A 12,249-nucleotide genomic window follows, 5' to 3' on the forward strand; every position below is an offset into this window, starting at 1 on the left:
ACCCCGGCCATTTTGTGGCCTCCCGTCAGTCCCCCTAGCAGGCTGTTCAGCGCTCGACAGCGGCTTTGTCGGGATAAAACCCGTTGAACGAGCGAGTACTCACTCATTAGCCTCCTTCGCATGAGTAAGAGGCGACGGGTGCCGGCCATGGCCCCGGAAGACCGGAGGGCCGCGCTCATCGCCGCCACGCTCCCGCTGCTGCGCGAACACGGCACCGCGGTGAGCACCAGGAAGATCGCCGAAGCCGCGGGCGTGGCCGAGGGCACGATCTTCGGCGTCTTCCCCGACAAGGCGTCACTCGTACGGGCGACGCTCATGCACGCGTTCGACCCGCGACCGGCCGTCGCACGCATCCAGGCCGTCGGCACCGAGACCGACCTGCGCACCCGGCTGAGCCAGGTGGTCAAGCTGGTGCGCGACGGCATGAAGACCAACGAGCGGCTCCACGCCGGCGTCGGGGAAGTGGCGATGCGCGACAAGGAGTTCGCCCAGCACCTGCTCAGCAGCCGCCGCCACATCGCCGACGCGGTGGCCGCCCTCATGGCGCCCGACCGCGACCGGCTGCGCCGTTCCCCCAAGGCCGCGGCGCACCTGCTGCTCATGCTGATCGCGGTCAGCACCCAGGCCAAGTTCGGCCCCGCCGGCGACGAGTTCAGCGACATGGACGACGACGGGATCGTCTCCGTGCTGCTTGACGGGCTGCTCGTACGGCCTTCCCCCACTCCATTCACAGAAAGCACCAGTTGATGCTGTTCCGTCTCCTGCGCGTCCAGCTCAGGCCGTACGGGAAAGAGATCACGCTCGTCGTCCTCTTCCAGTTCGTCCAGACACTGGCCACGCTCTACCTCCCCACGCTCAACGCCGACATCATCGACGACGGGGTCGTCAAGGGCGACACCGGCACGATCATGCGCATCGGGCTGCTGATGCTGGGTGTGACGCTCATCCAGATCGTCTGCTCGATCGTGGCCGTCTACTACGGCGCCTACATCTCCATGGCCCTCGGCAGGGACCTGCGGGCCGCCGTCTTCCACCGCACCCAGGCCTTCTCCGTCCAGGAGGTCAACAGGTTCGGCCCGCCCTCGCTGATCACCCGCACCACCAACGACGTGCAGCAGGTCCAGCTGCTGGTGCTGATGACGTTCACGATGATGGTGGCCGCGCCCATCATGTGCGTCGGCGGCATCGTGCTGGCGCTGCGCCAGGACACCGCGCTGTCGTCGCTGCTGCTCGTGGTGCTGCCGCTGATGATCGTCATCGTGGGCACGATCGTCGTGCTGATGCGGCCGCTGTTCCGTACGATGCAGGAGCGCATCGACCGGATCAACCAGGTGCTGCGCGAGCAGATCACCGGCATCCGCGTGATCAGGGCCTTCGTCCGCGACACGCACGAGCGCGAGCGCTTCGGCGTGGCCAACGACCGGCTCACCGACGTCTCGCTCAAGGTCGGGCGGCTGATGGCGCTGATGTTCCCCTCGGTCATGCTGGTCGTGAACGTCTCCAGCGTCGCCGTCATCTGGTTCGGCGGCCACCGCATCGCCGACGGCACCATGCAGGTGGGCGCGCTGACCGCGGTCATCTCCTATCTCATGCAGATCCTCATGTCGGTGATGATGGCGATGTTCATGTTCATGATGATCCCGCGCGCCGAGGTGTGCGCCGAGCGCATCAAGGAGGTGCTCGACACCGAGCCGACCGTCCACCCGCCGGCGAACCCCGTCACCCCCGGCCGCAACGACGGCGAGCTGGAGCTTCGCTCGGTCGGCTTCCGCTACCCGGGCGCCGAGGAGCCGGTGCTGTCCGGCCTCACCTTCACCGCCAGGCCGGGACGTACGACCGCGATCATCGGCAGTACGGGCAGCGGCAAGACGACGTTGCTCAACCTGGTGCCGCGGCTGTTCGACGCCACCGAGGGCGAGGTGCTGGTCGACGGCGTCGACGTCCGCGACCTCGACCCCGCCGCGCTGTCCCGCGCGGTCGGCCTGGTCCCGCAGGCGCCCTACCTCTTCACCGGCACCGTGGCCTCCAACCTCAGGTACGGCCGCCCCGACGCCACCGACGAGGAGCTGTGGCGCGCGCTGGAGATCGCGCAGGCCCGCGAGTTCGTCGAGGCGATGCCAGGACAGCTCGAAGAGCCCATCGCCCAGGGCGGCACCAACGTCTCAGGAGGCCAGCGCCAGCGCCTGGCCATCGCCAGGGCCCTGGTGCACCGGCCGGAGATCTACCTCTTCGACGACTCGTTCTCGGCCCTCGACTACGCCACCGACGCCCGGCTGCGGGCCGCGCTGGCCGAGGAGATCACCGACGCGACCATCGTCATCGTGGCCCAGCGGGTCAACACGATCCGCGACGCCGACCTCATCCTCGTCCTCGACGACGGCCGCCTGGTCGGCAGCGGCACCCACGCCGACCTCATGACGAGCTGCCCGACGTACAGGGAGATCGTCCTGTCCCAGCTCACCGAACAGGAGGCCGCAGCATGACGGCCCAGGCGCCCGCGCGCCGACCCCAGCCCGGCTTCGGGCCCGGCCGCATGATGGGCGGGCCCGCGGAGAAGGCGCTCGACTTCCGCGGCACGCTGCGCAGCCTCATGCGGCTGCTGCGGCCCGAGCGCGCGCTGCTGATCGTCATCCTCGCGCTCGGCGCCACCAGCGTCGCGCTCACCGTGATCGGCCCCAAGATCCTCGGCTACGCCACCGACCTGATCTTCTCCGGCGTCATCGGAGCCCAGCTCCCGGCGGGCGCCACCAAGGAGCAGGCGGTCGCCGGGCTGCGCGCCCAGGGCCAGGACACCTTCGCCGACATGGTCTCCTCGATGCACGTCGTGCCGGGCCAGGGCATCGACTTCACCGGGCTCGCCCAGGTGCTCGCCTGGGTGCTGGCCGTCTACCTGCTGGCGGCGGCGCTCGGCATCGTGCAGTTCCGCATGACCACGACCGTCGTGCAGCGGGCCGCCGCCCGGCTGCGCGAGCGCATCGAGGCCAAGCTGGGGCGGCTCCCGCTCAGCTACTTCGACTCCCAGCCGCGCGGCGAGATCCTCAGCCGCGCCACCAACGACACCGACAACATCGCCCAGAGCCTGCAGCAGACGATGAGCCAGCTCATCACCTCGCTGCTGACGGTCGTGGCGGTGCTGGTCATGATGTTCGTGATCTCGCCGGTCCTCGCGCTGATCGCGCTCGTCACGGTGCCGGTGACGGTCTGGGTCACCGCGCTCATCGGCAAGCGGTCGCAGCCGCAGTTCATCGCGCAGTGGTCCTCGACCGGCAAGCTCAACGGCCACATCGAGGAGATGTACGGCGGCCACACGCTGGTCAAGGTGTTCGGCCGGCAGAAGGAGGCCGAGGACACCTTCACCGAGCACAACCAGGCCCTGTTCGGCTCCAGCTTCCGCGCCCAGTTCATCTCCGGCGTGATCCAGCCGGCCATGATGTTCATCGGCAACCTCAACTACGTGCTGGTCGCCGTGGTGGGCGGGCTCAAGGTGGCGTCGGGCTCGATCTCGCTGGGCGACGTGCAGGCGTTCATCCAATACTCCCGGCAGTTCAGCCAGCCGCTCACCCAGGTGGCCGGCATGGCGAACCTCGTCCAGTCGGGCGTCGCCTCCGCCGAGCGGGTCTTCGAGCTGCTGGAGGCTCCCGAGCAGTCGGCCGAGCCCGCCAAGCCCGCGCGGCCCGACCAGGTCAGGGGCCGGGTGGCGTTCGAGAACGTGTCGTTCTCCTACAACCCCGACCGCCCGCTGATCGAGAACCTGTCGCTGACCGTCGAACCCGGCCAGACCGTGGCCATCGTCGGCCCCACGGGAGCGGGCAAGACGACGCTGGTCAACCTCATCATGCGCTTCTACGAGGTGACCGGCGGCCGCATCACGCTCGACGGGGTGGACATCTCCGAGATGTCCCGCGAGGAGCTGCGCTCCAACATCGGCATGGTGCTGCAGGACACCTGGCTGTTCGGCGGCACGATCGCCGAGAACATCGGCTACGGCGCCGAGAACGCCACCCGCGAACGCATCGAGGCCGCCGCCGAGGCCGCCCACGTCGACCGCATCGCCCACACCCTGCCCGACGGCTACGACACCGTCATCGACGACGAGGGCGCCGCGGTCAGCGCCGGCGAGAAGCAGCTCATCACCATCGCAAGGGCGTTCCTGGCCGAGCCGGCCATCCTCATCCTGGACGAGGCCACCAGCTCGGTCGACACACGCACCGAGGTGCTCATCCAGCGCGCGATGAGCTCACTGCGCGAGGGGCGTACCAGCTTCGTCATCGCCCACCGCCTGTCCACGATCCGCGACGCCAGCCTGATCCTCGTCATGGAGAACGGCCAGATCGTGGAACAGGGCACCCACGAGTCCTTGGTGGCGGCCGGCGGCGCCTACGCCCGCCTCCACGAGGCCCAGTTCGCCCAGGCCGTGGCGGAGGTCGAATAACGCGACAGGGGAGGGGCCGCGCGTCCCCTCCCCTTACGTCGTCCCGCGCAGCTCGAAGCCTCCGTGTCGATCCGTGTCGATCCGTGTCGATCCGTGTCGATCAGGGTCGATCAGGGTCGCTCAGGTGAGGGCCTGGTCGAGAGGGATGAAGGTGGCGCCGTGGGAGACGGCGCGGGCGCCCAAGATGTGGCCGGCGCACATTCTGGTCTCCGTGCCTGCGGGGTCGATGACCTTCCAGGTCACCGGGGCGCCGCACGGTTCGCCTGGTTGTGGGGTGGGTCTGCGTTGGCCGCAGACCCGGCAGGTCGAGACGCCTGCCATGGAGGTCAGGGTGTTGCCGTGGTCCGGGCAGACGGCCCAGGTCATCGCGCAGGGCTCCACCTGGGTGCGGGCCAGGTCCGTCGCCGCTTGACGCAGGTCGTCGCCGGCGCGGGTCAGCCAGTCGGCGGCCTGGCGGGCCCCCACCAACGGGTCGGTGGCGCCCGGCCGCACGTCGGCGGGGGTGTCGCAGGCGGCCCGGACCTCGGCGGCGAGCGCCTCGGCCCGGCTCGCGAGGGCCCGCAGCTGCGCGGGGGTGACGGTCATGGGCGCCTCCACGGAAAGACCGGTGTGGTGGTGATCCCGACCCTACGTCCTGGCGGTCAGGCGGGCGTGAGCTCGATGTCGCCCGAGTCGCTGGAGAGCTCGATCGTCCGCTGGGCGGCCGGGTCGTGCGCGGTCTTGACGTTCGCGTCGCCGGAGTCCGTCGTGGTCTTCACCTTGTACGGCCCCTCCGGCACCCGCACGGCCGTGTCGCCCGAGTCGGTGAAGGTCGTGAGCACCTGCGGCGGCCCGGCGAAGGCCAGCCGCAGGTCGCCCGAGTCGGTCTTCGTGACGACCCGCCCGGCCGTCAGCCCGTCGCCCTTGATCGAGCCGGAGTCGCTGGTCACCTCCACGTCGCCGGCCAGGCCCCTCAGCGTCGTGTCGCCCGAGTCGGAGGCCAGCTGGACGCGGGTCGCCTTGGGCACCTCGACCCGGTAGGCGACGTCACAGTTGACGCCGATCGAGCCGAAGCCCCAGGTGGTGGGGCAGGTGAACGACAGCTCCAGCGTGTCGCCGCGCACCTGGTGCTCGGTGGTCGGCTTGCTCTTGCGCCAGCTCAGCAGCTCGGTCACGCGGATGCCGGGGCGGTCGGACCCGATCACCTCGATCGTTCCCGCGTCGGTCGTGACGCGCAGCGCCGCCACCTGCTCGGTCACGTCGTACGCGGCCGAGTCCTCGTTCAGTGCCCCCGCCGCGCCGCAGGCCGTCGTCAACGCCGCCATCCCGGCGAGACCCGCGATCAGCGCCGCTCTCCTCGTCCTCATGAGGCACCATTCTCCGCGAACGCCCACGTACCCGGCCTCGGGGTGATCCCTGGATTCGCCCCTGAGACCCGGCCCGGGGGGCATCAGGACAGCTGGCATTGGGCCGACGGCATCCACGGGTTGGCCGGGGGCTCGGCGGTCGCGTTCGCGTAGTCCGGGTACTTCCACCGGCACACCGACGCCGGGTCCACCGCCGACTCCGAGCCGTTGCACCGCGTGTAGCCCCAGCCCGCGTTGTACGACCCCCTGTAGCCCTTGGCCTTGCAGTACGCGTTGACGTCCGACCACGTGATCGTGGCCGTGCTGGGCTCGGGGGCGGGGGCGCTGGTCGTGCGCCTGGCGGCCGGCGACCTGGTCGGTTTGGGGGTGGGCTTGGGCGTACGGGTCGCGGGCCTGCGGGTGGCGGCCGTCGCGGATGGGGTGGGGGTGCGCTCGGCGGGGGTGGGCGGCGCGGTGGACGTGGGCAGGCGGCGCGACGCGGTGGGTGTCGCCGTCTTCGGGCGGGAAGTGGCGCTGGCCAGGTCCTTCGCCTTCCGCGGGGGCGGCTCCGTGGATGTCGGCGTGGGCTCCGGCGTCCTCTCGGTGAGCGTCGGGACGGGGGTGCGGGCCGCCGCCTCAGGCTGGGAGACGGCGGGCGACAGAGTGTGCCAGCCGATCCCGGCCGCCGCGATCAGCGCCACCGCTCCGACCGGCACCGCCACCTTGAGCACCCGCACCCGGCCTCCACCCCGAACGGGCCCCGTTCCGAGCGCCGTCTCCCCGCGCGGCGCGGTGTCGCCGGACCGCCCGCCGGGCAGGGTGCCCGGCACGGAGGCGGTGGCGGGGAAGCCGTGGGGTGGGGTCAGCGGGCCATTCGGAGGCGAGGTGGCCGGGAAGCCATGAGGCGGGGTCAGCGGGCCGCCGGGGGTCGTGACCGGTGGAGCGGCGGGGGTCGGTGGCGTGGCGGGGGCCGGTGGAGCGGCGGGGGTGGGGGACGTGGTGGGGCTGGGGCGGTCCGTCACTCCCGTCGAAGCTCTCAAGCGTTCGACCACCTGCGCCGACGTAGGCCGGCGGGCCGGGTCCTTGGACAGGCAGTCGCGCAGCAGCCACCGCAGCCGCTCGTCCACCGGCGTCAGGTCGGGCTCGCTCGACAGCACCGCGTGCAGCGTCGCGGGGATCCCCTCACCGGGGAAGGCGCGCCGGCCGGTGGCCGCGTAGTACATGGTGGCGGCCCAGGCGAACAGGTCGGCGGGCGCCCCCACGTCCCCGTTGCTGATCTGCTCGGGCGCCATGTACGCCGGGCTCCCGAACGGCTGGCTGGAGATCACCGACTGGCTCTGGTCGAGCGCCTTGGCGATGCCGAAGTCGATGACGACGGGACCGTCGGGCCCGAGCAGCACGTTGGCCGGCTTGAAGTCGCGGTGCACGACCCCGGCGGCGTGGATGGCGGCCAGCGCCGTCGCGGTGTTGATCGCCAGCCGGTGCAGCGCCGCCGCGCCGCGCGGCCCGTCGTCGCGTACGGAACTCTGCAACGAGGGCCCGGGGACGTGCTCGCTGACGATGTACGGCCGCGTCCAGGCGAACCCGGAGTCGAGCAGCTGCGCCGTGCAGAACGGCGCCACCCGCTTGGCCGTCTCCACCTCGCGCAGGAACCGCTCGCGGGCGAGCCCGTCGGCGACCAGGTGCGGATGCAGCAGCTTGATCGCGACGAGCGGCCCGTCGTGGGCCCGACCGGCGTACACGACGCCCTGACCGCCGCTGCCGAGCCGCCGCTCGATCCGGTACGGCCCGACCGTCGCGGGGTCGTCGGGGAACAGGTTGCCGTCGGTGTTCAGGGCGTCTTCTCCGTGATCGGGATCGTCGCGGGACCCCCGGCGGGTGCCTGCGGCTGGTCGGGCGCCGGGATCGGCGCGCCGGGCGGGAGCCTGGCGACCAGCCCCTCGGCGGCGGAGGTGAGCAGCAGCATGAAGTAGTCCTCGCTGGTGTGGTGGGGGATGCCGGCCTTGGCCTGCCGCAGCAGCGCCGAGCCGGCGATCGCGGTGAGCGCGTGCTCGACCACCTCAGACCCGGCGACGGCGGCCTGCTCCTGCTCGGCCACGCTGACGCCGAGCGCGATGGTGGCGATGCCGGAGGCGATCACCGTGGCGGCGGCGGGGTCGTAGCCGCGCTCGCCGAGGGCGCGCAGCTCCTGCTCCATGAGCCTGATGCCGGACTGCCCGCGCGGGAACAGGCGCAGCATGTAGCCGGCGGTGCCGGGATGGTCGTGGGTGAAGCGGCGCAGCTGGAGGGCGAAGCCCACCAGGTGGGGGACGAGCGGCTGCGCGGGGTCGTCGGTCAGCCGCAACTCGTCGAGTATGGCCTCGCCGACCAGTGTCTCCAGGGCCGACCTGCTGGGCACATGGCGGTAGATCGCGGCCGTGGTGACGCCGAGCGCGTCGGCGACGCGCTGCATGGTCAGCTCGTTGAGCCCGATCCGCTTGCCGGCCGCGATGACGTCGGCGACGGTGAAGCTGGCCGGGCGGCCACCCGTCCGCACCGGATCACCCCCCGAAGTTATGGACCATAAGTTAGAGGAATGATCATTCGTGCGCAAGCGGTTCAGGGCGCCGCCCCGAATGGTGGAACGCTCCCGAGTCCGCCGCCCGTCAATGGCGTCCTGCGGCGCCCGCACGTCTTGAGGAACCGTTGAGTCCGCGCCGCCGGTCACGGGCCGACGTGACGAGTTCGCCTATGTGCGAGGCCGAACCGTGTCCTTTGAATTGCTCTTCAACACCGCCGTTTCAGCGCCATTGAAGCCTGGATCGCGCACGCTGCCGGGCCTGGACCGGAATCGGGAGGTGGGCGGAGTGAAGGGGGATGACCAGGGCAAGCGCCGAGGTGGCGGGCGGCCGGAGCCACGCCACGCCCCTAAGATGCACTTCCTGCTGAAGAGCGTTACAGTACCTGCAACGTAAACGTATTTGGAGCACCCTAATGGCGAAGCGCATTGTTGAATCCTTTATCGATGACATCGACGGCAGTGACGCCGAGGGCACGACGAGGTTCGCGCTCGACGGCACGAGCTACGAGATCGACCTCTCCGGGTCCAACAGAGAGAAGCTGGAGAAGGCGCTGGCGCCGTTTATCACCAAAGCCCGCGCCGTCCGCGCCGACAGGGGCACCCGCGGCCGCCGCGGCGGTTCTTCGCGCGCGGTGAGCCGCGAGAAGGCCACCGAGATCCGCAAGTGGGCCAAGGCGCAGGGTCTGCCGGTGAGCGAGCGGGGCCGCATCGCCTCCTCCGTCGTCGAGCAGTACGAAGCCGCCCACTAGAGCACCACCTGACGGACCGGCGGGGAGCGGGTTTCCGGCCGGTCCGGCAGCGCAGGTGGGCTGATCCCTCGTGCCGGAGGCGTCCGCTTCGCCGCCTTCCGCAAGAAAGCCCTTCGACCTGGGCAAAAACCGGGGCAGGATCAGCTCAGGCAGGCTACGGCGCGTCCCGCCCCGGGTAGGTCACCGCGGGCCGGGCCCGCCACCGCCGAGCGAGCCCAGAGCGTGTTCGCTCGACGGGGGAGTGACCTGCGGTGAAAGTCGTCGTCGACCTGACGCGCTGCCAGGGATACGGGCAGTGCGCGTTCCTCGCGCCCGACGTCTTCACCATCCGCGACGAGGCGCTCCTGTACGACCTCGACCCGGCCGACGAGCGGCGCGAGCAGGTGCTGCGGGCCGCGGCGGCCTGCCCGGTGCAGGCCATCCACCTCGACGCGGCCGAGAGCCCGTACGTCCCCCGCCAGAGCGCCCCGCAGAAGGGCCACGGCAAGCGCATCGTCATCGTGGGTGCCTCGCTGGCCGGGGCGCGGGCGGCGGGCGTGCTGCGGCGCGAGGGCTTCGCGGGCGAGCTGACCGTGATCGGCGCGGAACGCGACGCCCCCTACGACCGGCCGCCGCTGTCGAAGCAGGTGCTGACCGGCCAGATCCCGCCCGACCACACCTTGCTGCCGAGCGTGCGCGAGGTGGAGGCCGAGTGGCTGTGGGGCACGGAGGCGACCGGCCTCGACATCGCGGCCAAGCGGGTACGCCTGGCCGACGGCCGCGAGCTGCCGTTCGACCGGGTCCTGCTGGCCACAGGCACCCGCGCCCGTCCCTGGCCCGATGAGACGGAGGCGGCGCTGCTGGGGGTCCACACCCTGCGCACCCAGCAGGACGCCGCCCGCCTGCGCGAGGCGCTGGCCGCCCGCCCGAACCGGGTGCTGATCCTCGGCGCCGGGTTCACCGGCAGCGAGATCGCCTCGGTCTGCCGCGAGCTGGACCTGCCGGTGACGGTCGTCGAACGCGGCCCCGCCCCGCTGGTCAACGCGCTGGGCCGGGTGATCGGCGACGTGGCGGCGCAGCTGCACCGCGACCACGGCGTGGACCTGCGCTGCGACACGACCGTCACGGCCCTGGAGGACGACGGGACCGGCCGGCTGCGCGGCGCCCGGCTCTCCGACGGCAGCACCGTGGAGGCCGAGGTGGCGGTCGTCGCGCTCGGCTCGATCCGCAACGTCGAGTGGCTGCGTGACTCCGGCCTGGCGGCCGGCGTGTGGGGCGTGACCTGCGACGCGGGCTGTCGCGCCGTGGACACCAACGGCCTGGTCATGGACGACGTCTTCGTGGCCGGCGACATCGCGCGCTTCCCGCACCCGCTCTACCAGTACCAGTTCATGACGCTGGAGCACTGGGGCAACGCGGTCGCCCAGGCCGAGATCGCCGCCCACAACATGGTCAGCGACCAGGCGCACCGCTGGCCGCACCTGGCGGTGCCGGTGTTCTGGTCGAGCCAGTTCGGCGTCAACATCAAGTCCGTCGGCGTGCCCACGTTCGCCGACCAGCTCGTCGTCACGCAGGGCTCGGCGGCCGAGCGGCGCTTCGCCGCCGTGTACGGCTACCAGGGCCGCGTCACCGCCGCCGTCACCTTCGACCAGGGGATCTGGCTGGAGTTCTACCAGCGGCTGATCGAGCGGGCCGCGCCGTTCCCGCCGGACTTCCGGCACGTGGACCGGCGGGAGGAGGCGGGGCCCGTGCCGGCGGGGGTGCCCGACCGGGTGGTGGCCACGGCGGGCGCGACCGTCGTGGTGACCGGCCACGACCCGGCGGAGCGCCGCGCCACGCTGCTGCATCCACCCCAGGGGGCGTCATGAGCGTCTTCGACCGCGTCCTCGACCCGGCGAACAGGGCCGACCCCTACCCGCTCTTCGACGAGCTGCGCAGGACTCCGGTGGCGCGCCAGGAGGACGGCACGTACGTGGTGAGCACGTACCGGGAGATCGTCGAGCTGCTGCACGACCCGCGGGTCAGCTCCGACCGCCGCAACCTGCGCGTGCCCGGCGAGTCACCGGACCCGGCGCCGTCGTTCATCGGGCTGGACCCGCCCGAGCACGACCGGCTGCGGGCCCTGACCATGCGTCACTTCGGGCCGCCGCATTCGCCGCGGCTCATCGACGGGCTGCGGCCCGCCATGCTGGAGGTGACGACCCGGCTGATCGACGGTCTGGCGGACCGGCGGCAGGCGGACCTCGTGGACGAGGTGGCCTACCCGCTGCCGGTGGCGATGATCTGCCGGATCCTGGGCGTGCCGGAGGCGGACGAGCCGCGCTTCCACGCCTGGGCCGACCGGATCGTCGACACGCTGGGCCCAGGCGAGCACGACAGGGCCGAACGGGAGCGCGCGCGGCAGGCGGTCGCGGACCAGCTGCGGGGCTACCTCGGGGAGCTGGTCGAGCGGCGGCGCGCGCAACCGGAGGACGACCTGCTGTCCGGGCTGATCACCCAAGGCGGCATGGAGCAGCGCGAGGTGGTCGCCACCGCGGTGCTGCTGCTGATCGCCGGGCACGAGACGACGATCAACCTCATCGCCAACGGCATGCTGACGTTCCTGCGCGACCCGGCCCTGCTCGACCGCCTGCGCGCCGACCCGGGGCTGATCGTGCCCGCGGTGGAGGAACTGCTGCGGTACGAGCCGCCGGTGCAGCTCATCTCGTCGCGGGTGGCGCTGGAGGACGTCGAAGTGGCCGGCGTCACCATCCCGGCCGGGTCACCGATCGTGCTCGCGCTGGCGGCGGGCAGCCGGGACCCCGCCCACGTGTCCGATCCAGGAACCTTCGACCCCTGCCGGCCGGGCAACGAGCACCTGGGCTTCGGCGGCGGCGTGCACTACTGCTTCGGTGCGCCGCTGGCCAGGCTGGAGGCGCAGATCGTGCTGACCGAGCTGATCCGCAGGCTGCGCGCGCCCCGGCTGGCCGCCGACCCGCCGCCGTACCGGCCGAGCCCGATCCTGCGCGGCCCCCGCCACCTGTTCGTCGACTACGACGGGGTCGAGCCCGTGAGCAGCTGATCGGGCACCACCTTGGGCAGGCCGCCGAGCCCCGCGACCACGTCAGCGGCCCCGTCTCCGGCCACCGCGACCACCGTACGGCTCAAACGCCGCATGACCGGCAGTTCAGGCGGCACGTGAACCGCCGGTGCGGCGTGGCGCTG

The 12,249-nt window shown here is 71.8% G+C and carries 11 protein-coding genes; 6 read left to right on the forward strand and 5 right to left on the reverse strand.

Annotated elements, in window-relative coordinates:
* Positions 1-120: 120 nt before the first annotated feature.
* From AB0K28_RS18240 to AB0K28_RS18250, 3 genes are read left to right on the forward strand one after another with little or no spacing between them, the layout of a single operon-like run.
* Entirely contained in the window at positions 121-747 is a 627-nt protein-coding gene (locus AB0K28_RS18240; protein ID WP_364371093.1) for a helix-turn-helix domain-containing protein, read from the forward strand.
* Positions 747-2,483 carry an ABC transporter ATP-binding protein gene (locus tag AB0K28_RS18245; protein ID WP_345388281.1) on the forward strand — a complete coding sequence of 579 codons (1,737 nt, stop codon included), beginning with the start codon at positions 747-749 and terminating at the stop codon, positions 2,481-2,483. The genes AB0K28_RS18240 and AB0K28_RS18245 overlap by 1 nt, the downstream gene beginning before the upstream one ends.
* Positions 2,480-4,432 (forward strand): ABC transporter ATP-binding protein, encoded by a 1,953-nt coding sequence (locus tag AB0K28_RS18250; RefSeq protein WP_364371096.1) that lies wholly within the window; start codon positions 2,480-2,482, stop codon positions 4,430-4,432. The genes AB0K28_RS18245 and AB0K28_RS18250 overlap by 4 nt, the downstream gene beginning before the upstream one ends.
* Before the next feature lie 120 nt (positions 4,433-4,552).
* Here the strand turns inward: AB0K28_RS18250 and AB0K28_RS18255 are convergent, their stop codons facing one another.
* From AB0K28_RS18255 to AB0K28_RS18270, 4 genes are all read right to left on the reverse strand, one after another.
* Entirely contained in the window at positions 4,553-5,017 is a 465-nt protein-coding gene (locus AB0K28_RS18255; protein WP_364371099.1) for a hypothetical protein, read from the reverse strand.
* Positions 5,018-5,073: 56 nt separating this feature from the next.
* Positions 5,074-5,778 (reverse strand): DUF4097 family beta strand repeat-containing protein, encoded by a 705-nt coding sequence (locus AB0K28_RS18260; RefSeq protein ID WP_364371102.1) that lies wholly within the window; start codon positions 5,776-5,778, stop codon positions 5,074-5,076.
* An 83-nt stretch (positions 5,779-5,861) separates the two neighbouring features.
* Positions 5,862-7,592: a protein kinase gene (locus tag AB0K28_RS18265; RefSeq protein ID WP_364371204.1), complete on the reverse strand. Its 1,731-nt coding sequence runs from the start codon at positions 7,590-7,592 to the stop codon at positions 5,862-5,864.
* The gene (locus AB0K28_RS18270; RefSeq protein WP_364371105.1) at positions 7,589-8,293 is read right to left on the reverse strand and encodes a TetR/AcrR family transcriptional regulator; all 705 of its coding nucleotides are present in this window, start codon (positions 8,291-8,293) and stop codon (positions 7,589-7,591) included. Before AB0K28_RS18270 ends, AB0K28_RS18265 begins: the two co-directional genes overlap by 4 nt.
* A gap of 437 nt (positions 8,294-8,730) precedes the next feature.
* Between AB0K28_RS18270 and AB0K28_RS18275 the strand changes: the two genes are divergently transcribed.
* From AB0K28_RS18275 to AB0K28_RS18285, 3 genes are all read left to right on the forward strand, one after another.
* On the forward strand, positions 8,731-9,066 hold the full coding sequence (locus AB0K28_RS18275) for an Lsr2 family protein (protein ID WP_345388266.1): 336 nt from the start codon (positions 8,731-8,733) through the stop codon (positions 9,064-9,066).
* A 251-nt stretch (positions 9,067-9,317) separates the two neighbouring features.
* On the forward strand, positions 9,318-10,913 hold the full coding sequence (locus AB0K28_RS18280) for an FAD-dependent oxidoreductase (protein ID WP_364371108.1): 1,596 nt from the start codon (positions 9,318-9,320) through the stop codon (positions 10,911-10,913).
* Complete coding sequence (locus AB0K28_RS18285) at positions 10,910-12,106, forward strand: cytochrome P450 (RefSeq protein WP_364371111.1); 1,197 nt, start codon at positions 10,910-10,912, stop codon at positions 12,104-12,106. Before AB0K28_RS18280 ends, AB0K28_RS18285 begins: the two co-directional genes overlap by 4 nt.
* On the opposite strand, the gene AB0K28_RS18290 is transcribed toward AB0K28_RS18285, so the two are convergent.
* Positions 12,076-12,201, reverse strand: coding sequence for a hypothetical protein (locus AB0K28_RS18290; protein ID WP_345388260.1), 126 nt, complete (start codon positions 12,199-12,201; stop codon positions 12,076-12,078). The genes AB0K28_RS18285 and AB0K28_RS18290 overlap by 31 nt on opposite strands.
* Between the last annotated feature and the right edge of the window lie 48 nt (positions 12,202-12,249).

It is taken from the genome of Nonomuraea sp. NPDC049504, from assembly GCF_040676845.1.
GTDB classification, from domain to species: Bacteria; Actinomycetota; Actinomycetes; order Streptosporangiales; family Streptosporangiaceae; genus Nonomuraea; species Nonomuraea salmonea.

Coding starts and splice junctions, on each gene's coding strand:
- AB0K28_RS18240 (WP_364371093.1), top strand. CDS start 121: ATGAGTAAGAGGCGACGGGTGCCGGCCATGGCCCCGGAAGACCGGAGG.
- AB0K28_RS18245 (WP_345388281.1), top strand. CDS start 747: ATGCTGTTCCGTCTCCTGCGCGTCCAGCTCAGGCCGTACGGGAAAGAG.
- AB0K28_RS18250 (WP_364371096.1), top strand. CDS start 2,480: ATGACGGCCCAGGCGCCCGCGCGCCGACCCCAGCCCGGCTTCGGGCCC.
- AB0K28_RS18255 (WP_364371099.1), bottom strand. CDS start 5,017: ATGACCGTCACCCCCGCGCAGCTGCGGGCCCTCGCGAGCCGGGCCGAG.
- AB0K28_RS18260 (WP_364371102.1), bottom strand. CDS start 5,778: ATGAGGACGAGGAGAGCGGCGCTGATCGCGGGTCTCGCCGGGATGGCG.
- AB0K28_RS18275 (WP_345388266.1), top strand. CDS start 8,731: ATGGCGAAGCGCATTGTTGAATCCTTTATCGATGACATCGACGGCAGT.
- AB0K28_RS18285 (WP_364371111.1), top strand. CDS start 10,910: ATGAGCGTCTTCGACCGCGTCCTCGACCCGGCGAACAGGGCCGACCCC.
- AB0K28_RS18290 (WP_345388260.1), bottom strand. CDS start 12,201: ATGCGGCGTTTGAGCCGTACGGTGGTCGCGGTGGCCGGAGACGGGGCC.